The organism is Candidatus Sphingomonas colombiensis (assembly GCA_029202845.1).
GTDB lineage: Bacteria > Pseudomonadota > Alphaproteobacteria > Sphingomonadales > Sphingomonadaceae > Sphingomonas > Sphingomonas colombiensis.
In genome coordinates this window covers 3,437,497-3,459,894 of the sequence record CP119315.1, presented here as the reverse complement: position 1 = coordinate 3,459,894, position 22,398 = coordinate 3,437,497, and the positions used below count along the sequence as shown (strand labels likewise).

Sequence of the window (22,398 nt, the reverse complement as noted above, 5' to 3'; positions counted from 1 at the left end):
CGGATGAGTTAGGGAATGTCGCCACTCTTGATGTTGTGGCTGAGCACACCGTTGGAAACATAGGTGTGCGCTTCGGTGACAGTGATCCGCGCAACCCGCGCCTCACCATCAGGCGCTCCGATCGCGTCGAATCGCACCCACCCGCCGCCCCGCCACACGCGGTGCCCCGGAGTGGCACGCATCCGGGCAATCCCGATATCCGCGGCAAACACTGGCTCCGACACGATCTCGATCGCCTCGACGGAATAGGCGTCCCATGCCATCGTTTCCTCGTGCTGGGTCCACACCAAATCGCCAACTGTAAGATCGCCAGCGCGTTTCTGGGCTCCGGGCCCATTCGCCGCATCGTTCGCCAGTAGGATTAGTGTGTCGACTTCCGGGCAATATCCGCCGCCACCGCCGCCACCACCGCCGCCAGTTCCGCCACCACCCGCCGTGATCGCAAAGCTCGCTTCGGCGGAGAAGTTGAGAAGGGCGGGGAGGTCGCTCCAAGCGTCATATGCGGCAACCTTTGTATAGAAGGTTCCTGCTGCAAGGCCTTGGATATAGGCCGGGGACGCGCCGAGATTTCTGAATATCTGCCCTTGCGTCATTGGATCGAAGCTGGCGACGTTCGCGACCGGGATGAGATATCCAGCGATGTTCGACGCAGACAACAGCGTGAAAGAGACCTGACCCTCATTGGCTCCGCCGGTCGCAGACACACCAGTGACGGCGGCGGGGGCCGCAAGTGTGATGGTGCCGGTGCTCGCCTCAACGCCAGCGCCTGCCGCATTCACACCAGCGACACGGATAATGTACGATCGGCGCGCGCCATCAGTCGCGGCCTGCCCGGATGTGTACCCGACCTGTGGCGTCGTCGTGACGACGGTGCGGATAAGTGAGGTGCCGTTATCCGCATAGATGCGCCAGCGGTAAGATGAGGCTCGGGCAATCCGATCGGTAGCCAGCGTCAGTGTGTCCGACCAGCTCACCACGGATATGGTCGTGGCATCGTCTGGTGGCGTTGCGTCAGTCTTGGTAACCACGGATGACGAGGCGCTCCATGGCGACACTCTGCCGTCCCCGGTCGAATACGCGACTGCGACTTCAACAGTCGCACTTGTCGGGACGAAGCCAGTTTCGATCGTCACCGATGCGCCGGGATCTAGGTCGGGGTAGGGCGCCTCATTCCACGACGCCGATCCGACAGTGCGCCACCGTGCCGACCACACAACGTCTGCGCGGTTCAGGCCGGAGGCGACAATCGTGATTCGCACGCCAGTCCCATCGTCGGAGACAGCCGCGAAGTCCGCCGTCGCGCTGATGATCGTCGGGGCGACGAGCGGCTCCGTTGCGACACGATTACCGACAGGCGCCGGCGAACCCTCTTCCGTCGCGGGGTTCCACGCATCGACGTTCGGATCGGCCGCGACCCATTCCAGCGTGACACCGCCGGTTGAGATGTTGCGCACCAGCTTTGTGATCTCGGCCGGACCGGCATAGAACGTCGTGCCGGCATCGGTCAGGTTGACGCGGATAAAGCGCTGCCCACGCACCTTTCGGCCGAGGAAGTTGGTGGTGATTTGCCCACGCTTTGGGGCCATGACGCGCGCCATCTTGCGTTTCGCCAGCCGCCGGTTCTGCGAGAAACTCGGAGTCTGGACCTCCAGCGTGTCCGCCAACACCTTGCCGCGTACGGCGATGTCGTCGGTGTCTTCCCAGGCATCGGTATCGACGGCACTGAAATCGTGGTTCGCGGAGATGTAGGTGATCGTGATCTGGTTGACCGAGCTTTCCTCATCCACGCCATCTTGCAGCGAGTAGGAGACAATCTCATCGGGGCCGATCTCAACCGTCGGAGCAATATACCGGCCGGAATAGACGACGAGCGCGCCGTCAGCCCGAGGCGCGAGCCAGCCGTCGAAGCACCCGAGCAGGTTGGAGATCACATCCTTATGGGCGTCAGTGTGCTTGTGGACGACGCAGCTACGATAGCGCGGCTCGGATGCGCCGTTGCCGAGCCAGCTTACCTGCGACCCGCTCGGGTGATCGTTCGAAAGGGTGCTCGACAACATCACCGTGCTGCCAGCAATACCGGTCACCGTGCGCGTTTCAGCAAGCGACGTGTTGCCCGTCGCGGAAACCGTGATCTGGCCGCCGATAGTCAGGCCGTTGGTGGTGCTGACCGAGATCAAGACCACGCCGTGCTTGGCATCTGCCAGAAGGACCGCATGGACGCCGCGCAACGGGACCGCACTGTCGCAATCGTTTGCCGCCGCCGTCCAGTAGGAGAGGGTAGGCACGAAGTGCGTCGCCCAATCCTTGCTATCGCGGATGAGCAGATAATGCGCGAGGTGGAGGCATGCATTCTCCGACCACTTCCACGTTAGCGGGTTGTTGATGTTCTGCGTCGCGTCGCGCCAATCGAACACAAGCTGGAGCCGCATCGCGAGGCTGAGCGGCGAGGCGTTCGGGCCGCCATTCGGATAGACCTCTTGGAAGTCCTTCGCCTTCGTCGTGCCCCAGCGGACGTAGCCGGTGACAACGCCGTCGCCGCGATGGTCAGTGGTCCACTGGTCGGGGAGCGCCGAGGCGACGTAGCTGAACGCGGTATTCGTGGCCGCGCCAAGCGTGGTTCCGATGCGGACTAGGTTCGAGCCCCATTCGCCGGCCGAGCCCTTCGGCACCCATCCTGCGCCGTTCGGAGCAACCTTCTTATCGCCGAGATAATAGGTTTCGATCGCGTCGATCTGCCCATCGTGGAATGCGCCCACGTCAAAAGCCGTCCCGTCGCGCGCCGTCGTGTAAAGCGCATAGGCGATATACAGGCGCTGCCGACCGTACCCGCTGATGCGGGTGGGGGTGGGGGATTTGATTGCGGTTTCGGTTTGTTCGGGCTTGGGAGCTGATGGGCCGCCGATCAGGAATGAAAGACCGCCGAGCGCCGCGCCGATCAGGAGGCTGCTGGAAATTCCGATATAGGCAGCGACGCCAGAGATGCTGGCGCCGACGCTCAGTCCTGCTGCGACGCCCAGGCCGACACCGGCTGTTACCACCGCCAATGCGGCGATCGACACAACTGTGAGGATGGTGCTGATCGCCTTGCTCACAGGCGCCAGACCTTACGTGCGGTGACCATATCGGGCGCGAGGAAGTGGACTGTCCGCTGTCCACGGATGGCCCAGCGCTCGCCGGTGAAGATCGCGCCTACCTCGATGCCGCCGGCCGCAACGACCGCGATATCGCCGGACTCTGGTTGCTCCACGACGGCGAGCGCTTTGCCGATTCCCTTATCCCACAGCGCGACAAGACCGCCGGGAACATCCTGCGCTGCCTCGCACTCCTCTGGATCGATCGTGCCGCGCCATTTCGTCGCGAAATCGGGATGGCCACGCAAGATGGCCCAATCAGCCTCCATCGTGGAGCAGTTCCACGGACCGCTGTTTGCGCACTCGCGCTGGAGGAATTCCCCGAGCTTCAATCGTTCGGCCCGAAGCGCCGCGAGGTGCCTGAAGTGATCCCCGCAACGTGGTCGAAGAAGCGATCGGTCGGCGATCGACGCCGCTGATCTGCGTCTGTCCAGAACGCGCACGGTGCCCGCGAGCGGTCGGTGTTCTCTGTGCCGATCGACAGCGTGATCGTCCGCGTCCGGCCATCCGCCGATTGGTCGTTGCTCGTGGTGATGGTGTCGGCGCGAAAAACAGCCTCATACTCGACGCCGACAAGCTGCCAATCGTCATCGAAATCGAACCGGACGAGGTGGACCCGCGCGCCCTTCACGGTCGGCGCATCCTCAAGCGCGAGCCGCTGGGACTCCGCAGTCACGCCCGACACCGTGATATTGAGCCGTTCGGCGGTGCCGTTGATGAGTTGCTGGAAGTCCGGCGCGCTGAGCAATTCGCCGCCGCCGAGATACAGCGCGGGCGATGCCTCCACGATATCGGCCGGGATGACCAGATCGCCGACACCGCTCCAGACGCGAGCGACTGGCGCACATTCAATGCGGAGGCCGTAGCTCTCCCTCACGCGGGCTTCCGCATGTCTTCGACCAGAGTGATGTTGCAGGTCTGGAATTTGCCGAGGTTGGTCGGGTTGGCTGCGTCCTGTGGCACGTAGCGCATCCGGCAGCGGGGCGAGTAGAACTCCAGTGGCGTCGCGGCGGTGACAGCTTCACGCAGCGGCGGCCGGATTTTCGCGGTGGTGCCGTCCCATGCGATGATGCGGTAGGCGCGGTTGCCCCAGTGAGGATGTGCGATGCTGAATATCTGCCCGGCCTGAAGTTGTGACGGATCGGGGCAGGCGATGGCGATCGACGTTGCCCGTAGCGCCGCCGCGCTGGAGGTATAAGTGTTGCCTGACGCGGGGAGGGCGTCAGCCGGCGCGCCCGGATCATAATGGTGACCGTGCGCCCAATTCTCAGGCTGGAAGAAGGTATCGCAGACGACGATATCGGCCGGAATCGCGCCGCCATCAAAACTCTCGATCAGCGCACGCCACGCGAGGCCATCGGCCTTCGTGCGAGTGCGGCCATTCGTGAAGTCGCCGCGCCAATAGCCGCCGCCGTCCGTCTCGATCGGTTCGCTGATGCCGGAAAGGGATGTCCCGCCATCCGTGGTCGTGCCGACGCGGCGGAAATCCACGTCCTGAAACTGGTAGCGGCACAGGTGGACGGGGGCGGACACGCTGAGTGGTATACGGAGCGGGGAGTGGGAGCATTACGGCGGATGGAAAGGCGCGAGGATGTCGATCGCGTCAAGCAGAGCTTGACACGGACAGCCGTGTCACGTATAACTTGACACATGGAAATCGAGAGCATCCGGGACAAGGCGCTGCGCAAGCTCGTCGAGAACGGCTCGACGAAAGGCGTAATCGAGCCTGAGCGGGTGTTGGATATGGTCGCCTTCATCGCCGCGGCTTCCGCGTTCGACGAATTGGCAACCCCGCCGAACTTCGGCTTCCATGCGCTGACCGGCGACCGCAAGGGCACCTTTGCGATGACGGTCACGCGGAACTGGCGTTTGGCATTCACCAAGATCGACGACGCGACAATCGGCGACCTTGATCTGGAGGATTATCACTGATGGCTATCAAGATTCACCCCTCGGTCCACGTCCATCCCGGCCCGTGGCTCAAGCGCCAGTTCGTTGAGCCTTATGCCGTGAACGTGAAGGCGCTGGCTGCGCATTTCGGTGTCTCGCGGCAGGCGCTCAGCAACCTTCTTCACGGGCACGCGGCCTTGACGGCGGACATGGCGATCCGGTTCGAGAAGGCGTTCGGCGTCAAGGCGGACACGCTCATGCGGATGCAAACCGCCTATGAACTGGCGCAGGCTCGCGCGCATGAGGGCGATATCCACGTCGCGCGGCTGGAGATGGCCGCGTGAACACCACTAATTATCGCGGTTACACGATCAAAACCCGAAGCGCCGGAGGCTGGTCGGCGCTGATTTTCCGGCCTGGATCAATCCGGCCGATGTCCATAGTTGCTGAGGCAAACGCGAGCGAGGGGGAAGCCGTCGCTATCGTTCGCGCTAAGGCTATGATTGATAACGAAGAAGGGCCACCTGCCTGCTCGACTCCCTGACTTGCGATTGACCTCCGCCCACCCGCGCCGCTAGCGTGGGGTGACGGGGGATGGGTGGTATGAAATCATTGCTTGGCATCGTCGGGATAGCGACGCTGCTCGTGCCGGCGTTGGGCGAAGCGCAAAGTCGAAACGAGGCGCAAATTGTGGCGCTCGTCTCTCGCTCTCCCGAAAATCTGGAGTCTCTGTTCAAAATCACAGGGGACAACCTAGACACAGATGTGACCATTAGCAGCTATGGCGTCACGTCAATTGTCAGCAAGGGTCTGTTGGCGAGCACTACCAACGAGGATAGCTTCCTGCGCGCCTTCGTTGACAAAAAGAGCGGGGTCGTAACGGCGCAGGAGTACCATATCGCGAAATACGGCGGCCGTGGCTTCGACAGATTTGAAAAGGCGACATACGATACCGGCGGCGGCGTTCGGGAATCCCGAGTGTCTGAGACTTCAAATGATGTTTCATGCGGTAGGTACGGGTGCACGCATTACCAAGATCTAGTTTTCTCCGTCGACTTAAGCGCGCTCCGCGAAATTGCCGCACAATGGAATCCTGCCAATCCGCTTCAACCTTCATTGCAGTATCGAATTTTTGGGCAATCCGGCTCGAACGTCGACAGCGTGATTCCAGCGAATGAAATCACAGCTTTCGTTCATATTATTGACCGCGAACAACGCAAGTACCTTACCCCAAAGCCTTAATTCCCCAGCGTCTGCACCCGGGTAATCCGCCCTGGCGACGCTTCCACCGCTGTTCGCCCAGCCATCGCCGCCGCGCGATTCGCGTGGGCGTTTGCTTGCGTCAGTATCTGACTGGCAAAATCGCCCGGCGTCACCGAGTTGCGGCCATCGACCGTGATGTACTGAGTGACGCTCGATCCACCACCGGCTCCAATGTTCGGAATGGAGCCGTTCGGATAGACCTTGCCCGATTGCCCGAATTTCACGACTTCGGGGCCATTTTCTCCGACAATATAGGCGCCTCCGCCCACCACATTGCCACCAGATGCCCGGCCGCCGAGGATTGAGGTTAAGGCGCCCCCAGCTCCGCCCGAGCCCGCACCACCGAACAGCGCGTCCGCGATCGGCCCAATGATCGCACGCTCGACCCCGATGCGTATCAGGTCCGAGATGATCTGGTTGGCGACCTCGCCGAACGCCCCGCCGAGTTTGAACACCTTGGAGATGCTGTTCGTGATCGCGTCATCGAGCGAACGGAGGCCGTTGACCTTCACATTGTCGAGCGCCTCGTTCATTTGGTCGGCGGTCCGCGGAAGGCTGTCGCGATACTGATCGAGCGGACTGCGGTTGCGATAGTTGGCTTCCTGCCGTTGCGCATCATAGCGCTGGTCGAGTGTCCCGAGCCGCGTTTTCGCATCGGCCGCCGCTGGGTCGCCGGGCTTCGCGGAATCAATTACCCCCTGAAGACGCGTGCGCTCTTGCTCTTTGGCGTTCGCCAATAGCTTCAGTTCGATATCGCGACGCTCCGCAATCGTCTTCGCCATCCCAAACTGCGCGCTGAGCAAGGTCTGTTGCACATCGAGGAGCGTCGAAGCTGCCGTCGTCAGCGACCGTTCTTTATCGAGACGGCGTTCCTGCTCGATCGTCTCTTTGTTCGCCGCATGAGCCTGATTTTCCGCCGCCGATAGTTGATCGGCTCGGGCCTTTTCCAATCCCGCATCTGCGCCAGCGAGCACGTTCCGCTTCCGCTGGCTCTCGATGTCGGCGAGACGCACGTCATGGGCCGCCTGCAACAATTGCTGCTCGATATCAGCGCGCTTATCGATGTCGCCGGTCATCTGCTGCTGAGCGCGGAGGAACTCCTGCTGTGCAGAGGCAAGCTGGTCGTTGAACTGGCGGGTGCGTTGCTCGGCTGCGCGCTCCAACTGCTCGGCGGATTTGCCCTTCGGACCCTTTGGTGCGCCGAGCTTACTCAATAGGCTGCGATCGACGGCGCCACTCTGAACATCTGGTGTCGCGGCCTCCCGAGATGCCGCCTCACGGGCTGCGATCTCGGTCTTTTCGGCGCGGACGGCTGCAAGCGCCTTATTGCGCTGCTGTTCAAACGAAGGCGCCCCAGCGCCAGTTTTGAAGCTACCGTTGCCCGCGGTCAGATCGCGTTCGCGCGTCTCGGCATCGGCGAACAATTTCACCCGGCCGCTTCGGCTATTGAGAAGGTAGTCGCGCGCGCCCTTGCGATCATTGTCCGACGTAAACGAGGCGAGTGCGCCGCCTTGCGCCTGAAGAGCGGCCCACTCGGTATATTTCTGGATCGCGCCCGTGATCTTGGATGCGACTTTCCCAAACGCATCCGCCAACCCAATGATCGCATCAGCATTCCCGGAAACGATGCGGGCGAAATCCACTGACAGTTGGTTTTTCACGTCGGCAAGTTTGCGGGCCGTCTCGTCGAGGTCCTGAATTTCTTTCTGGCTTAGCGCCTTCCCTGTCTCCTGCAACGATGCGGCCAATGCGCTGACTTTCGCCGCACCGCCGGAAAGCAACGGATCTAGCTTGCGGCCCTCCTCGCCGAAAAGCCGCGTCTCGATCGCCGCGCGTTGGAGCGGGTCTTTCAACTGAGAGATGCGATCGATCACGGTGGGGAGCGCATCGCCGGCCGATGAGAAGTTCTTGATATCAACGCCGAGTGCCTTGAATACCTTCGCCTGCTCTTGGCTCCCCTGCTGGGCGCGCCCGAGATTGCTGGCGAACTGGCCGAATGCACTGGAGAGGGCAGCCTGCTCAACACCCGTGTCATGAGCGATCTTTAGATACGCTTGCATGTCGCCGGTCGTGATGCCGAGCTGCTTGGACAGGTTGTCGAGTGCTTTGCCGTATTCGATGGCGCTGCTGATCGCTGCGACCCCGACACCAACGCCAACGGCCGTGGCAATGCCAGCAACCGCCGCTCCCGACCCGCCAAAGCGCCCGATGCCGGCGCCTTCCGCGAACCGACCAGCGTTGTGGGTTAGATCGCTGCGTTTCTGGACCGTCTGCTCGCGGGCGATGAGCAATCGCCGTTCTTCCAACCGTAGCGCGATTGCTGTCTCGTCGAGCCCGGCCTTTTCAAGCTGCGTGCGCAGTCGGATTTCACCGAGCTGCTCGCGGATGATGTCGCGGTCACGCCCCCGCGCGAAGGTGAGGCGGGTTTGCAATTCGGCCTGAGCGGCGAGCAGATAATTGATCTCCCGCTCGGCTGCGACCTCGGGAGCCGCGTTCAGCACAGATGACGGGATTGAACGCTGGCCGCTGCCCTCGCGCGCGATCGTTGCGCCGATGGACGAGTTTGTTGCTTGACGAACACCTCCGCGCGTCGCAGCCCGAGCGGCGACATCACGATACCGCGCCGACCGCTGCGCCTCCGCAATCTCTGCGTCCGCCTTTGCCTTGGCCGATACCTTCGCCGACCGAACCTCGCGCTCATCCTGCGCGACGGCGACATCAGCACGCGCCTTGCGGGTCCGCGTTACCTTCGCGGTCGCGTCTTCCTCACCTTTGACAATGTCCAGCGACGCCTTCTTGTGGCGATTGGCATATTGCTCGACCTGCTGCGGCGAGAACTCACCCACCTTGTCGGGGCGCGTTTTGGTGAACCGCTCATGGGCATCCGCCGCCGCGTTGAAGTCGCGGACGTAATTACCCAACCGGACCTCAAGGCTCGCGATAATGCTATCGACTACCTCAGACATCAGTGCACCGTCCTAACCAGCCCGCGCTTGGCGAGCCGCGCCTGTCGTTTCGCGACGAAATCTGCATCAGGGGCTTCCGCCGGAGATGCGGTGCCCTCAGGATCGTGCCGCGCGCTCCACGTCGCCACCAGCGCCTGATATTCCCACCACGAGAGCCGTTTGAACTCCGATGGCGGGATGCCCATCATTGCTGCGTTCGTGAGCGCGCCCGCGTAGTCGAACCGTTGGTCGAGGTCGCCGGCTCGTCGGCCGGCTCGGCTTTTGGGTCGGGGTCGTACCCCTCGATCAACGCGGAGAGGATACCGGCCGCGAGCGCCCATAGCGTTCGCATCGCAATGCGATCGTCCTGCGACAGCACATAGCGCTGGATCAGTTCGTTGGCACGGATCGACGACACCGACGCGGCGACGCCATCGACGACACAATGACCACCGCCGATGAGGGCCTGCCGGAGAACCTCGATCAACTCGGCAAAGCGATAGTCCGCCTGTTCGGGCAGAATGTCGCCTTCGTTCAAGCCGTATCGACCTGCCAACGTCCGGCCGTAGATGCGCCCGATTCCGGCGTCGCACTTCTTCTCAAGTTCGTGGATTTGCGCCGGCCCGAGGAAGAACCGGTATTCGCCATCCGCGAACTTGAGATCGACCCACGTTTGCACGGGTTATGCCGCCGAGACGTTGATGCCGATTTTCGTGATTTTCGGCGAATTGGTTGCGCCCACGAGCGTTTCCGTGATCGTAAGAGTCTTGTTGCCGGCGGTTGCGAAGGTGCCCGCGATGCTCGTGCCGGTGACGGTCAGCGCCGTGCTGTCGCTGCTGGTCGCGGTGATGGTCGAACCGGTGGTGGCGCCTGCGACAGTGCCAGTCCACGCCACCGACTTCACGGCTACCAGCGGAGACACCGAGAGCGGGTCAAGCACGTCCTCGGGCGGGGCTGGATACCAAAGCACCTGGCCATCGGAGACGAAGGTCGTCTGGATCGTGACGTTCGCGCCATCCTGAGCGCCGTACTGGATGTTGGAGCAGACGAAATTGCCCTCGTAGAAGCCGCCATCGACCGGGTCCTCGGCGTCCTCCGACATGATGAAATGATACTTCATCGATCGGCCCGCGATGCGGCGCAGAAGATCACCCTGCGCGCGGTTAAAAAGCCCGGTGCCGGAAATATCGAACTGCTCGCCAGTGACGTTCACGACACGGAACGGCACTGCACTCGGGTCCTGACAATCGCGAATGAACTCGTCGTTCGTATTGAACTGGTGCGTGAAATTACGCGAGGTCAGGCCGCACAGGATGGTTGGCTTGCCGGGGTTGTTCGGATCGAAAACCGCGACATCGAAATACTGGCCTTTGATAATTTTCGGCGCGGACATGGTGCATGCTCCCTCGGGATTTGTGCGAGGGATAAGGTGTGGGGGTTCGCCCGATTACGGCGGATGCTACCCCGCCACGTCAGCCGAGAAGTTGGCCACGGCGTGCCAAAGGTCGGCTTCGGCTGGGTCCTGAAGCTGGTTCGTGCCGATCCAGACGATAGACGCCTTGTGGCCGCCAACATCAAGTGTCCGCCCGCCCAGCGACTGCGCGATGGCGTCCGCGATGTGGTGCGACTGATCCTCCGCCGGCCGGATCAACTCGCCGCCGGTACCGTAGAGCGGCTTGGTGAAGCTGTGAATTGTGAAGCGGATCGTGCTGCTGTCGAGGCCTGTAGCGAGGAACGGCGACGCGATCGGCGCGCCGTAGCGGGTGAGCGGGAAGGGGGCCTTCGCGGGCACGGTCGATGGATATTGCGACCCAGCCGGAATGAGCGACAGGATCGCGGGCGCGCGACGCATGGCCGCCATGACCGCTTGGCGGACGGGGAGTGAGAAGTCCTGCGCCATCAGCGGAGCAGCTTGCCAAAGGTGCTGGCGACGCGCTCGATCACGCTACGGCGGTTGCGTTCAACGGCCGGCCGCATGAATGGGCGCTCGGCGATCGTGGAGGTCCCAAGCTCCATGTAGAGCGCGTGGTCACTGTCTGCGATCACCGCCGTCTGGATGCGGTCGGGCATCTCGATCAGGTCGCCGACATGGATGCTCTGGTCGAGGTCGTGGGTGTCAGCGTTCGGGGGCTGGCCGGGTGCAGATGGGACGTGGCCGGCTCCACTGATCGCGCCGTCGCGGATCGAGAAGGCTGCATCCTCCGCGATAGCCTTCGCGCCATCTTCCAATGCCGAGCCGAGAGCGAGGATAAGCAGGTCGGGATGGATGCGCGCTAATGTGGGGGCGTGGCTGTCCTCGATCTTGATCATGCTGGGCGCCCCTTCGCACTCCACCCGATGCTGGCGGGGTCGCGGCCGAGCTGGGAGATCATCCAGATACCGGCGCGCGGGCCTGATGCGATCTGGACCCGCATATCGGTGTTTAGGTCGATATCCATCGAGGCGGACAGGATGATCATCACCACGTCACCGTCTGCGAACCCCTCATTGGCGCGCATGAACTCGGTCGCGTCATCGACCTGCACGCGGCACGGATGGCGCGACGGGGGTGAACCGGGCTGGTAGACGCCGTCATCGTCATAGCCGCCGCCGGTGCCAGGCGCGACTATCTCGCCGTCCCAGAACGGCGCGCCCATGGCGGCGGTCACGCGGTTGGCGATCGAGAGGAACGCGCCGGGGAGGTTCATTAGCGGCCCCCGAAGCGGGCGGGATAACCGAGCGGCCCGGCGAAACCGTTGAAACCAGCGTTCGCGCAGGGGACCGCGCCCGGTAGAGTGGATCTAGGACCGCCCTTGTTGCGATAAAGCAGGTCGAGATATTCCTGCCCCGGCCGCGATGCCTCGTAGCCGCCGGCAAGCGCCCTCTGAATCGCGGCATCGGAGAGCGCGACCCGGAAACCTTCCCGTCCACCCGACTGAAATTGCGTGACGCCGGATGCGAGCAGCCCGGACACATCGCCATCGGCAATACCGGCGACCGCAGACGCCATCATATGATGCGCAGCCACGGCCATCATCGCCGGATCGCGGTCGCCCTCGATCGGCCAGCTATCGTCAACGAAGCGACCTGCGTCGGTCAGCCAATATTCGACTGTGACATCGGGCACGTTGGCAAACGCGGGATACCGGATGCGGAAGGTCGCGAGGTCCGGCACGTCAATAGATCAGCCAGCAGGTCGTGGCGCCGGTCATTGCGGTGATCCTGGCTGGCACGAACGGCAGCGGGTATCCGGCAGCGACCGGGAAACCGGTGCGCGCTGCGGTGTCGCCGGGGTTTTTGAAGCTGATGCTGCCGACCGCGTCGAACACCACCGCCTTCACGTTGATAGGCAGGTCGGCGTCGGCCGGGGTGTAGGCGATTGCTGAACCGCCCAGCGATAGGGCGGACCATGCGCGCTCGTTCGTGTATTTGTCACCCATGTCTCACCTCAAGAATAAGGCCGCCCCACCAATTGGCGGAGCGGCCCGTCCCCGCGCGTAATGCGGATTTATGCCTTGGCCTTGAGCTTCTCATTCTCAGCCTTCAGCGCGTCGCGGTCTTTCGTCAGGTCATCGACCTGCTTTTTTAGGTCGGCGAGGGCCTTATGGTTCTCGGCCTTCAGCGCGCGATCCTCCTTGGTGGAGGGCGCGTGGCCGAGATCGGGAACGGCGCCCGCAATCGCTTCGGGATCGAGTTCGACGGTCTCGCCCGGCTCAAGCCAGCGCGTGCCCCCTGCCAGCAGATTGATCCCGCGAGGGCCGGCGGTGTGGTTGGTGAAGCTCTTCACTGCCTTGCTCCCTTACAAGCCGTCGCGGTACGTGACCGTCTTCGGGCGATAGATTTCGAGCTGGCCGACGTTCATTACGCCATCGACCCGCCACGTCATCGAGGATGTTGGGAATTCCGGCATGAACTCGAACATTCCCGGATAGAAGAACTCCATGTTGTCGGGGTTCTTCTCGTAGGCGACCATGCGGCCGGTCCCGCTGCTGCCGGCGGTTTCCAATTCGCGGCTCGGGCGAATGTCGAGCGGCTGCTTGGTCATCGCAGTGTAGCTGTTGTTCTGCGCGAGGAACGTCAGCACCGACGTGGGGGTGTTCGGCAGTTGGGCGTTGTTCGCTGTCAGGAACTTCGACGTCGGGATCACCAGCGAGTTCGGCATTGCCGTCTCCTTGGTGTTCACGATCACGTCGTTGAGGGCCGCGTTCACGTCCGCCAGCATCTGCGCCGGGGTTGCGGTGGCCCACGAGCCGTTAGGTGCGCTCGCGGTCGGCACGCGCGCATCATTGACGAGGCCGGTGAAATTCTTCTCGGTCGATCCCCGAATAGCGCGGTCGTAGACAAACTTCGCCGCGACCATGTTCGCCGCGTTCGCCTTACGCTGTCCGAGCGACGCCGTGCCCGAAGGATTCTGCGTGATGATCCGGGCAAAGCGGTTCACTTCGCCGAGCGACAGTTCATATCCGGCACCGGCAAGGTGGAAGTTACTCAACCCCTGCGAGAAGTTGACCGACACGTTCGGGATATCGAACGCCTTGCGGCCGATATAGTCCGCAGCGCCTGCGATATCGCCGGAATAGACCAGCGTGCCCACGTCCCACATGTCGCCATCGGTGTTGACAGGCACCAGCCCAGCGAAATCGAATGACGGATACCGCTGCTCGATGAACGAGTGCGTGCGATAGAGCGACGGATTGACGAAAGATGCCGCCTGCTGGGCATCACGGAAATCACGAAACATCGTTGATGCCCCCCTTACTGCTGGACGATGCGGATGCGCACAGGCGCACCGATTGCGGCGGTCTCGCGGAACGTCGCCGGGATGGCGGTGTTGCTGGTCGAGACGTTGGTGAAAGCGCCGCCGGGCGTCACAAAGACGGGCTGACCCGGAGTGACCGCGACGGATGTGGTGACGAAGATGTCGCCCATGTCGAGCAACGATGGCGTCGAATACTGCGGTAAGATATCCGGCGATGCGGCCACCTGCGTGATCAGGCCAACGTCGGCGATCACGACACCGAGGAATTTAGTCCCCGGCGTGCCAGTCAGGCCGTGATCCGTCGTGCCCTGAAAGGCCGCCTTGCCGAACGCGATACCGGCGGCATCTTCAACGGTGCGGCTGATGCGGTTCTGCGTCGCGCCGTCCGCCAACATGCCGGGCATTCCGCGCTGGTAGTCGGTGAGATAGGCGCTCTGGATGGTGATGGTCATGGTCGCGGCTCCTCAGGCTTCGCCAGCGAAGGGCTGGCGCCATGCGTCGGCCAGCGCCTGCTTCTGCTTGTTGCGGGATTCGGCGTAGCTGGTGGCGGCATCGCTCATGGTGATCGGCTGGGCCGCCAGCGCATCGCGCAGCACGTCGGGCTTCTTCTCGCCGCCGGCCGAAGATGCGAACGCCGCGAATGCGCCATCGATCGCCGCATCGGACAGGCTCACGGCTGCATCACCCATCTTCTTCGCGACGGCTTTCTTCTTGATGTCGGCATCGCTGTCGGCGTCGGTGATCTCGACACCCATCGCCAGCGCGGCATCGATCAGCACCGCGCGGGCCTTGACCATATCGGCGAGCTTCGCGGGCGTGACCTGCGCGTCAGCAAGCTGCGTCTTGAGCGCGGCGATCTCGCCGTCCTTGCCCTCGATCGCCGTGCTGGCGTCCGCGAGTTTGGCGGTGACGGTGCCGAGCGCGGTTTCGCTGTCGCCCAGCTTCTTGTTGAGGGCCTGAACTGCGATCGAGACGGCCTCGCCGTTCGTCGCATCGACCTCGGCGTCGCCGATCCTGATCTTCATTGGTGCAGTCTCCAGATGCTCACGGAGGTGAGAGGGGCGCTCGTCCACGATGCGAAGTTCGGCACCACCACGGGCGGCCGGCACGAGGGCGAGGTGATTGACGCGGATCGAGTGCATCGCCCCGTCGTATTCGGCGTCGCCGAAGCGGCCGGGCGTCATGTCGATCTCAGCGGAATAGCCGAGGCTAAATTCCTGATGCGTCGTGCGCGCGGCGTTCACGCCCTTCGCGTCCATCACCATCACGGGGATGCGGAGGAAATCGCCGTCGCGCAGGACTTCGCCACCGGTGTCGCCGACCGATAGGGCTTTCCAGTTGGTGGCGTTCACATCCTCTTTCGGATGCGTGATCGTGATCGGACGATGCGTCGCGCTGGCGATGGCGTCGCGGGCGAACACAGCCGCCTCTGGGCGGAAGATGCGATAAGGGGAGCCATCAGCCTTCGGGGCCTCGCCGATCTCGTCGGCGCGGTAATCCTGAATGTTGTTTGCCTTCGCGACGCGCGCCGATGCGACAAGGTGGCCTTCCCGCGTGATGCGGGCCGGTCCGTCGATTAGGGCGCGGTCTTGGAACAGCATGCCCGGCGGGATAGCGGGAACGGAGGTTTGCGATTACGGCGGGTAGATGAATATACGCGAAGAATTTGAGGTTCCCGCGCGCGGCTGGTGGGAACGCGGCAGATTGATGCAAGAGATCAATCTCGCTGCTGAGCGCATCGAGCATCAGGTTGAAGGTCTTGTCTGCGTAGGTTCACGAGGCACTGCCCAGAATTTCAGGCTCGTTTTTTGCGGTTTATGGGAAAATTCTGGCGACGCCGGGTTGGTTAAAATTGCACTCTGATTCAATCCCAGAGCGGCTCTTCCCAGCATTTACAGAACGGAAGAATCCCGGCCCTGTCGTTGGGCGCATTGCTCTGTGAATAAACCCGCTCATCCCGCGCCAGATGCTCCGGCCGTGGTCGCGGCTGGTCGGTATGATGCCAGCGGAACCGCCCAAGCCCGGCAGCCGTGCGCCGCGCCCGATCCATTTCCGCCGATATCCCGTCCGCCTGGTCCACCGCGATCCGGGCAACGCGCTTCTTCGCGGTCGTCGTGACCCGCGCGAACTCGCCAGCCGCAAACGCTGCTGGCGCCGCGATCGTCAGTGCGCCCAACAGAGCCGCCGCGATCTTGCCCTTCGTCTCGACATGCACCTGACCGAGCAGTTGCTCATTGCGGGCGACGGCGTTGCTGGTGACGGCGCGGGTATCGCTTGCGGAAGTGAACGCGGAAACGTCCAGCCCCGTCGCCGTCCGAATGCGCTGATCCCATTGGCGGGCGTGCCAGCGATCGAGCGATGCGAGCGCGCCGGGGAATCGACGGCTCAGGAACGCGAGCTGGCGGCCGATGCGGTTGGCCGCCGCGTCAATCTCGCGCTGGATCTGCGCGGAGGCGCCGGCCGGGAGCGGCTGACCACGCGCGGGCAGCACGGCGGAATATGCGGCGATGATCGCGGCTTGCTCGGCCTGCCAGGCGCGGACCAGCGCGAAATACGGAGCGGCGATTTCAGACCGCAGCGCCTCGGTTGGCTCGATGCGGCGGAAGGGGCGGGGTTTGATTCCGGCCGACTTGATGATGGCACGGAGATCGTAGCGGCGTAGGGATAGGAGCAGCGCGGCGGCTATCTCCGCGCGGTGGTCGTTCGCGGTGTTGGCGGGGTCTGGCTGGGTGGTGGGCACGGATCACCGGGATAGGGGCGGAAGCCTGCGCGCCGCTGTGTGGATTGCCTTCCCACAGACAGGGCAAGCGACCGTAAGGAAATCGCCGTCGCGCTGGTCGAATGTGAGACGGGCATCCGAGCGGAGGAAGCGGATCTGCGAATGGCAATTTCTGCACGTGGCTTCGTATGGCTGATCTTCGGGCAGCACGCCGCGCTTGATGACCTCGATCGTCATTCCTCACTCACCCCCTTGCGCCAGTCCTCATCAACCGCCTCGAAAATCTCCGGCCCAAACCGCAACTCACCCCGGAATGGCTCAAGCGCAGCCACGTCCAGCCCCGCCGGCGCATCCCAAGTGATCGTCACATGTGGCTGATATTCCGGATGATCCCACGTGGCCCCGGCGCGCACGATCTGCTCATGCCGATACGAGAGCTTCGACGACCCGAACATCAGCACGACGGCCTGACCGGAATCGCCGAGGCGCTCGATCAGCCGGACACCGCCGGGCGGTACGGTCAGCGTGCCATCGGTGTTCTGATTCCAGTCGTCCGCCTCGATCTGCATCCAGTCGAGCGGCTGGCGGGAATAGGCGACCGTGACGTGCATATCGTCGGCGGGAAGGGTGGTGTCGAAGCCGGCCTTCTTCGTCCATGCGATGACGTCAGCAGCGTTGATGAGGTTCCGGCGGACGTAGAGCGTGCGCGGTGCGGCATCCCCCACGGCACGACGGACGGGCGCGCTTCCATCGCCACCCGTCCCATCGGCAGATGCTGGATCACCTCCCTTCGTTTCCGCGATATCGCTGGGGAACCGCTCGTCCTCGGGCGTCTCGGCGAGCGCGCCGTCGAGGCCCGCGAGCCAGCCTTCCTCGACGGCGGTATGCTGGACGGATTTCGAGAACGCGGGCTCAGGAATCGCCCCCGTGCCCTGCAACGCGACGATCGCCGTCATCCGCTTGTTGAAGGTGTCGGCCTTCTCGGCGTCGGTTGGCTTACTCAGAGGCGGGAAGACGTAATTCGCCTCAGCATCGAGCATCACGCCGGCCGATGGCAGCAGCACGGCGTCGATGCGCCTCAAAGCCGGACGGACATGATCACCCTGATCCGTCGCGATCTTGCCGCGATAGTTCTTCTCGTCGCCTTCGCCGGTCGCGTTCATGCCATCAGCGGATTTCCCGAGGAACCGCGTGGCCGGGATATCGAACGCAGACGCCGCGACCGAGAGATAGGTGCGGATGATGTCCGGCATCCCGGCCCACGATATCTGACGAGTTTCCCACGTCTCGCCGGGGCTATCCTTGCCGCGCCCGCCATCGAGGATACGGGTGTTGTGCGTCGATTTGATCTGGTTGGCGACCGACACGCGCTTGAGGATCAGCGCCTCGCCCTCACTGGTCGCGAGCGTCTGTGTCAGGCCCGGGATTGTGACCGTATCAAGCTTGGCTTCCTCGATTAGCGCGGCAAACCCGTTGAGCGCGGCCTCGGCATTCTGCACCGAATCGATGCACGATGCGTACTCGCTGTCACCCCAATACCAGTCGTTATCGCGCCGGCCGATCAGGCTCGGCACGCGCTTGCCCTTGAATGGCACGACGCGGCTGGGATGGATGCGGACCTGCTTGCCGCCGCTGAATGACAGCTCGAAATATGATGGCTCGCCGAAGAACTGATCCGCCGGATCGGTGATCACCTCGCCAAGCCCGATCTGCCAGCGGTTGAGGACGTGGAGGTAGATCAGGCCGCCCTGTTTCACGCGCGCCGGATCGAGCGGGGTCAACGGATCGTCGTTCGCGATGCCGAGGATCATCGCACCGCCGCCGAGGCGACCGAGGACAATCGCCTGTGTCAGCTTCGGCCAGAGACCGAGCCGCTCCTCCTCCTCCTCGATCTTGTCGACCGCGTCCTCGTCGATCTGCCATTCGCGGCGCTCGCGAGTCATATCGGAGGCGGGGAGGTCGATTCCCTTCCGCATCATCCACGATGTGCGGTAGGCGGTTTCGATCTGGGTGGGATCGGAGATGCGCTGGGCATAGAACGCGCCCATGCGTTTGTCGGCGGTCGTGCCGGCGCCGGATACGAGATTTACGAGACCATCGAACAGGCGCCCGACGCGCGACGGGGTGGGCTGCGACATGGCCGCGACGGTATGGATGCGTCGCGGCCGGGATTACGGTGGGTTAGCCTAGCAGGGCCGCAAGATCATAGCCCTCAACGCCAAGCATCAATTCGGTAAGCGCCCACACCAGAGCGTCAGCCCGATCCGGCGACCCCTCGCCGACATAACCGCCGGCCGTGAAGTTGCACATCTGATCCTCAAGATCGCCGAACGACCCGACGTGCGACACGCGTCCCTGCTCGTATAGCGCGGCGACAGGCTCGGCGCGGACGACCTTGCCGCGCGTCGCGATCACCTCCTTGTAGCTGACGTTGCGATCGGCGACGCGGACGACGGCCTCCACCATCGCACCGCCGAAGTTTCGTTCCGCGACCAGCCGATCAGCCCCGAACTCGCGATAAGCCTCAATCGCACGGCGCGACCATCCTTCCGGCGAGAGATTGCACGTCCGGTCCGCCAGCACATAGGCGCGGCCATCGACTGCCTTCGCCGCAACGATGATCCCCACGTCATCGCCCATACCGTCGCCCTTGGTGCCGGACGGATCGACCGCGACGACGACGCGCACGAAATCCGGCACGTCGGTAACGCGGGTCGCGTCGATGCCTGGGATCACCTTGCCGTCATCGGCCTTGCGATCTTCCAGCGCCCACAGCGCCCCGTTGACCTCGCTGGCCCATTCCCCAGCCTCAAACCGTAGCCGCTTGGCCGACGACATCGACCCCAGCACCTCGAAATATTCCTCGGGTAGGTTCTCGCGGTTGTCGGACGGGTTGACCTTCATCTCGACGTAATCGTCGGGGTTCGGCAGCGGTTCTTTCGTGCCGGGCTTCAGCTTCGACCGGAATAGCTGGAACGACCAGTGCAGCTTGCTCGGCGGGTTGCAGTCGAAATACGCCTTGAGCGCGAGATATGTCCGGCCGGTCGCCGCTGCGATCTCCGGTGCCAGCGCGACTTTCTGCGCGAGGCGGGACATGGCGGTCTCGATCGAGCCCCACGGGATCTGTGAAGACTCGTTGAAATACAGCGTCGCGTATTCCGCACCGAGTATCTTCTCGACGCGCTCCTTGTCGTCGAGGCCCGCGATCCAGATCTGCGACCCGTTCGGCAGCTCGACGTAGAAATCGGTCTTGTCGAACCGCGCCCGCAGCGTCGGGAAGCACAGTTTCAGTACCTTGGGCAGCGTGTCCGCCCAGATGGAGGTTTTCGCGTGGTTGAACCGGAAACGGAATATCGCGTGACGGGAGCCGGGCGCGTTGATGGCGCGCTGGATGATGGCGCGGACGAGCAGGAACGTCTTGCCCGAACGCGATCCGCCGCGCAGCATGATATTGCGGGCCGGGCCGGCTAGGAGTCGGTTGGCTTCGCGTTGGCGGGGGGTGAGGGTGGCGGTCACGTCAGGCGGCGCGAATGCCCGCGGTCGGAAGCTTGCCCGCGAACCAGTCCGGCTCGATGGCTACAGGGTCCATCTTCTGCCGACTGATCTTGATCAGGCCACTCTTTTCGAGGCGGCGCGCCGCGGCGCGGTCCTGCCACTCGACCTCGATTTGATCGGGCCAGTTGCTGCCTTCCATCCTTGAAAGAAGCGCTAGTTCATCGTCGGGCAAGGTGACCGGGAAGACCGGCAAGGCGTCGAAAAGCATTACGACGCTCCCGACAAGCGATCTGCGAGCGCGGACATGAACTGGCTGTACTCGGGATCAAGGCTATCGCGCGCCTGCATGCGACACTGTGCAGCCAAGTCCTTGCTCTCCCACTCGGAAAATCGACCGGCATCGAAACCGTCACGAAGCCCAGCGATAACCGCCTCCACCGCCGCTTCCGCCATCGCGCGGTACTTGCGTTCAGCGATATGGGCATATCCGTCGCTGATATCGTCAAACTCGATCGGCGCCGTGCCATCACTGTAGGTGAGCGTGTAAGTCGATTCGCCATCAACGAGTCGGGTCAGCCGGAGGTTGTAGCCTACGTCGGCCTTGTCGATTGCGGCTGCGGCTGCAGCGATTAACTTGCCTCTCACAGCCCCGCGTCCTCATTGCTGACGACCAGCGCCATCGTGCCGGTCTGCGCCACCTGCTCGCGGAACGCCTGCACATCGATGTGCTTCCCGATCAGCTCCAGCCGCTTCACGCGATCGGACAGTTTCACCTCGCGGATCATGCCGATGATGTCCCCGTTCTCGTCGCGCTCCTCGATGGCCTTGACCCCGCCGACGAGGCCCTTGCGCCAGATCAGCGGCCAGTCTTTCACCGGCTTGAGCGCGCCTGCCTCATCGTACAGGTCGCTTAGGTCCGCATCGGCCTCATCGGCAAGGCGGGTGAGCAACCATGCGGCGTCGATGCCGGTCTGTTTCGACCGCTCCGCTTTGGCCGCCGTAATGGCCTCGGCAATCTCAGGTTTGCTCAGGTTCTCATTCCCGATCGAATAGGCGGTATCGGCGCTGTACCCGGCCCTGATCGCCGCCTGCGTGGCGTTGAGGTCGACGAGGTATTCCTCGACGAACCGCTGTTGCTTCGGCGTCACTTCCCAGCCCTCCGCCCACACGACTGCACCGCAGCCCGTTCCGCCAGCAATTCCGGTCCCCCGGCCTTCGCGATCAGCTGCATCAATACCGGCGACGACGACCCGTAATTCCGCTCGAGCCCGCGCCAACCGAGACGCAGGAACACGTCGCGGACTTCGGCCGGGTCGGCGGTGGCGACGACGTTCGGACGATGTGCAACACTCATAGATCAATCACCCCCAGATGAGATTCCTGCGCCAGTTCGATGAAGGCTTCCCGCGATGCCTTCGGTGCCCGGTTCCATGCCTGGGCGATGTGCCGCATCGCCGTGTCCTCGGGATCGTCGTCCTCCAGCATGCGCGGCTGGTGGAACGTCAGGCGGACCTCTGCCTTGAGCGCTGCCGTCGTGAGCCGCTCCGTCTCAGCCTTCGCGAGCAACCCGTCCGCCTCCGTGTCATCCGCGATCGACATGACTGCGAGATGGTGCCCGAACGTCAGTGCGGGATGGCGACGCGGTTCAGTAAAACGTCGGCACGTGTCGACGATCGGGCCGAACCTATCCACGTCGCTCCGGAAGATCTGGTTCGCCTCATCACGAGCCTTCTCCCCGAACCGTTCCGATCCCTCGATCAGCCAGTCGCCGATCAGCCAGTTGATCGTGCGGGCACCCATGCACAGGCGGCGGCCGAGATTGGACCAGTCCTCGAATGTTTCGGTGACGGGCAGGGCTAGGTTGGGGAGGGCGGGGGTCATTTCGAGCATCCCGCGGGAACGACCTTCACAGCGACCGTGCGACCGCGCTTCCTGCTGATCGGCGCCCCGGACCGCTTACAGTCACCGCATCGGCGATTAAGGGCCTTCGTCACCAACCCTGACGTGACGGTAAAACTCTCGCCGCACTTCGGGCACTCGGTCCGCCAGATCAGGATCGAAGACGGTGACCCGTCCTGCCTGACATGAGGATGGACTGCCTCCATGTCATATCGCTGGGAATCAAGATTGAGTGTCGTGCCAATGAGGGGCGTAGTTTCGAATTCGACATGGTTCATTGCCCGTTCCATTTTGCTCCACCTCGACCCACCGCTGAAA

The 22,398-nt window shown here is 63.2% G+C and carries 29 protein-coding genes; 4 read left to right on the top strand and 25 right to left on the bottom strand.

Going from position 1 to position 22,398, the window contains the following annotated elements; all coding sequences use genetic code 11:
• Window positions 1–8 precede the first annotated feature (8 nt).
• From P0Y64_16865 to P0Y64_16850, 4 genes are read right to left on the bottom strand one after another with little or no spacing between them, the layout of a single operon-like run.
• The gene (locus tag P0Y64_16865) at window positions 9–3,092 is read right to left on the bottom strand and encodes a hypothetical protein (GenBank protein ID WEK42992.1); all 3,084 of its coding nucleotides are present in this window, start codon (window positions 3,090–3,092) and stop codon (window positions 9–11) included.
• The gene (locus tag P0Y64_16860) at window positions 3,089–3,400 is read right to left on the bottom strand and encodes a hypothetical protein (protein ID WEK42991.1); all 312 of its coding nucleotides are present in this window, start codon (window positions 3,398–3,400) and stop codon (window positions 3,089–3,091) included. The genes P0Y64_16865 and P0Y64_16860 overlap by 4 nt, the downstream gene beginning before the upstream one ends.
• Before the next feature lie 59 nt (window positions 3,401–3,459).
• On the bottom strand, window positions 3,460–4,008 hold the full coding sequence (locus P0Y64_16855) for a hypothetical protein (protein ID WEK42990.1): 549 nt from the start codon (window positions 4,006–4,008) through the stop codon (window positions 3,460–3,462).
• Entirely contained in the window at window positions 4,005–4,664 is a 660-nt protein-coding gene (locus P0Y64_16850; GenBank protein ID WEK42989.1) for a hypothetical protein, read from the bottom strand. The genes P0Y64_16855 and P0Y64_16850 overlap by 4 nt, the downstream gene beginning before the upstream one ends.
• A gap of 117 nt (window positions 4,665–4,781) precedes the next feature.
• On the opposite strand from P0Y64_16850, the gene P0Y64_16845 reads away from it, so the two are divergent.
• The 3 genes from P0Y64_16845 to P0Y64_16835 all read left to right on the top strand — a co-directional run bounded on the left by P0Y64_16845 (window position 4,782) and on the right by P0Y64_16835 (window position 6,263).
• Entirely contained in the window at window positions 4,782–5,063 is a 282-nt protein-coding gene (locus P0Y64_16845) for a type II toxin-antitoxin system RelE/ParE family toxin (GenBank protein ID WEK42988.1), read from the top strand.
• Window positions 5,063–5,365, top strand: a complete 303-nt coding sequence (locus P0Y64_16840) for a HigA family addiction module antitoxin (protein ID WEK42987.1) — start codon at window positions 5,063–5,065, stop codon at window positions 5,363–5,365. Before P0Y64_16845 ends, P0Y64_16840 begins: the two co-directional genes overlap by 1 nt.
• A gap of 259 nt (window positions 5,366–5,624) precedes the next feature.
• On the top strand, window positions 5,625–6,263 hold the full coding sequence (locus tag P0Y64_16835; GenBank protein WEK42986.1) for a hypothetical protein: 639 nt from the start codon (window positions 5,625–5,627) through the stop codon (window positions 6,261–6,263).
• Here the strand turns inward: P0Y64_16835 and P0Y64_16830 are convergent.
• From P0Y64_16830 to P0Y64_16770, 13 genes are all read right to left on the bottom strand, one after another.
• Entirely contained in the window at window positions 6,260–9,250 is a 2,991-nt protein-coding gene (locus tag P0Y64_16830; GenBank protein ID WEK42985.1) for a hypothetical protein, read from the bottom strand. The genes P0Y64_16835 and P0Y64_16830 overlap by 4 nt on opposite strands.
• A complete protein-coding gene (locus P0Y64_16825; GenBank protein ID WEK42984.1) occupies window positions 9,250–9,438 on the bottom strand; it encodes a hypothetical protein in 189 nt (62 codons plus the stop codon). Before P0Y64_16825 ends, P0Y64_16830 begins: the two co-directional genes overlap by 1 nt.
• Window positions 9,435–9,908, bottom strand: a complete 474-nt coding sequence (locus tag P0Y64_16820) for a gene transfer agent family protein (protein ID WEK42983.1) — start codon at window positions 9,906–9,908, stop codon at window positions 9,435–9,437. The genes P0Y64_16825 and P0Y64_16820 overlap by 4 nt, the downstream gene beginning before the upstream one ends.
• A gap of 3 nt (window positions 9,909–9,911) precedes the next feature.
• Window positions 9,912–10,622, bottom strand: a complete 711-nt coding sequence (locus tag P0Y64_16815; GenBank protein ID WEK42982.1) for a phage tail tube protein — start codon at window positions 10,620–10,622, stop codon at window positions 9,912–9,914.
• Window positions 10,623–10,688: 66 nt separating this feature from the next.
• Window positions 10,689–11,081, bottom strand: a complete 393-nt coding sequence (locus P0Y64_16810) for a DUF3168 domain-containing protein (GenBank protein ID WEK42981.1) — start codon at window positions 11,079–11,081, stop codon at window positions 10,689–10,691.
• A 47-nt stretch (window positions 11,082–11,128) separates the two neighbouring features.
• The gene (locus P0Y64_16805) at window positions 11,129–11,539 is read right to left on the bottom strand and encodes an HK97 gp10 family phage protein (protein ID WEK42980.1); all 411 of its coding nucleotides are present in this window, start codon (window positions 11,537–11,539) and stop codon (window positions 11,129–11,131) included.
• Complete coding sequence (locus P0Y64_16800; GenBank protein WEK42979.1) at window positions 11,536–11,916, bottom strand: hypothetical protein; 381 nt, start codon at window positions 11,914–11,916, stop codon at window positions 11,536–11,538. The genes P0Y64_16805 and P0Y64_16800 overlap by 4 nt, the downstream gene beginning before the upstream one ends.
• Entirely contained in the window at window positions 11,916–12,383 is a 468-nt protein-coding gene (locus tag P0Y64_16795) for a DUF4054 domain-containing protein (protein ID WEK42978.1), read from the bottom strand. The genes P0Y64_16800 and P0Y64_16795 overlap by 1 nt, the downstream gene beginning before the upstream one ends.
• Before the next feature lies 1 nt (window position 12,384).
• The gene (locus tag P0Y64_16790; protein WEK42977.1) at window positions 12,385–12,648 is read right to left on the bottom strand and encodes a hypothetical protein; all 264 of its coding nucleotides are present in this window, start codon (window positions 12,646–12,648) and stop codon (window positions 12,385–12,387) included.
• Window positions 12,649–12,716: 68 nt separating this feature from the next.
• On the bottom strand, window positions 12,717–12,995 hold the full coding sequence (locus tag P0Y64_16785) for a hypothetical protein (protein ID WEK42976.1): 279 nt from the start codon (window positions 12,993–12,995) through the stop codon (window positions 12,717–12,719).
• Between the two features lie 12 nt (window positions 12,996–13,007).
• Window positions 13,008–13,949: a DUF2184 domain-containing protein gene (locus P0Y64_16780; protein ID WEK42975.1), complete on the bottom strand. Its 942-nt coding sequence runs from the start codon at window positions 13,947–13,949 to the stop codon at window positions 13,008–13,010.
• A gap of 14 nt (window positions 13,950–13,963) precedes the next feature.
• A complete protein-coding gene (locus P0Y64_16775; protein WEK42974.1) occupies window positions 13,964–14,419 on the bottom strand; it encodes a hypothetical protein in 456 nt (151 codons plus the stop codon).
• A gap of 12 nt (window positions 14,420–14,431) precedes the next feature.
• On the bottom strand, window positions 14,432–15,568 hold the full coding sequence (locus tag P0Y64_16770; protein ID WEK42973.1) for a DUF2213 domain-containing protein: 1,137 nt from the start codon (window positions 15,566–15,568) through the stop codon (window positions 14,432–14,434).
• Between the two features lie 46 nt (window positions 15,569–15,614).
• On the opposite strand from P0Y64_16770, the gene P0Y64_16765 reads away from it, so the two are divergent.
• Window positions 15,615–15,830: a hypothetical protein gene (locus P0Y64_16765; protein ID WEK42972.1), complete on the top strand. Its 216-nt coding sequence runs from the start codon at window positions 15,615–15,617 to the stop codon at window positions 15,828–15,830.
• 1 nt (window position 15,831) lies between these two features.
• Here P0Y64_16765 and P0Y64_16760 read toward each other — a convergent pair whose 3' ends face one another.
• The 8 genes from P0Y64_16760 to P0Y64_16725 all read right to left on the bottom strand — a co-directional run bounded on the left by P0Y64_16760 (window position 15,832) and on the right by P0Y64_16725 (window position 22,062).
• Entirely contained in the window at window positions 15,832–16,707 is an 876-nt protein-coding gene (locus tag P0Y64_16760) for a hypothetical protein (protein ID WEK42971.1), read from the bottom strand.
• Window positions 16,708–16,919: 212 nt separating this feature from the next.
• The gene (locus P0Y64_16755; GenBank protein ID WEK42970.1) at window positions 16,920–18,824 is read right to left on the bottom strand and encodes a DUF1073 domain-containing protein; all 1,905 of its coding nucleotides are present in this window, start codon (window positions 18,822–18,824) and stop codon (window positions 16,920–16,922) included.
• 43 nt (window positions 18,825–18,867) lie between these two features.
• The gene (locus tag P0Y64_16750) at window positions 18,868–20,202 is read right to left on the bottom strand and encodes a phage terminase large subunit (protein WEK42969.1); all 1,335 of its coding nucleotides are present in this window, start codon (window positions 20,200–20,202) and stop codon (window positions 18,868–18,870) included.
• 1 nt (window position 20,203) lies between these two features.
• Window positions 20,204–20,449, bottom strand: coding sequence for a hypothetical protein (locus P0Y64_16745; GenBank protein ID WEK42968.1), 246 nt, complete (start codon window positions 20,447–20,449; stop codon window positions 20,204–20,206).
• Window positions 20,449–20,826, bottom strand: a complete 378-nt coding sequence (locus tag P0Y64_16740) for a hypothetical protein (GenBank protein WEK42967.1) — start codon at window positions 20,824–20,826, stop codon at window positions 20,449–20,451. Before P0Y64_16740 ends, P0Y64_16745 begins: the two co-directional genes overlap by 1 nt.
• Complete coding sequence (locus P0Y64_16735) at window positions 20,823–21,329, bottom strand: terminase small subunit (protein ID WEK42966.1); 507 nt, start codon at window positions 21,327–21,329, stop codon at window positions 20,823–20,825. The genes P0Y64_16740 and P0Y64_16735 overlap by 4 nt, the downstream gene beginning before the upstream one ends.
• Window positions 21,326–21,535: a hypothetical protein gene (locus P0Y64_16730; protein WEK42965.1), complete on the bottom strand. Its 210-nt coding sequence runs from the start codon at window positions 21,533–21,535 to the stop codon at window positions 21,326–21,328. Before P0Y64_16730 ends, P0Y64_16735 begins: the two co-directional genes overlap by 4 nt.
• Window positions 21,532–22,062, bottom strand: a complete 531-nt coding sequence (locus P0Y64_16725) for a hypothetical protein (protein WEK42964.1) — start codon at window positions 22,060–22,062, stop codon at window positions 21,532–21,534. The genes P0Y64_16730 and P0Y64_16725 overlap by 4 nt, the downstream gene beginning before the upstream one ends.
• Window positions 22,063–22,398: the final 336 nt, after the last annotated feature.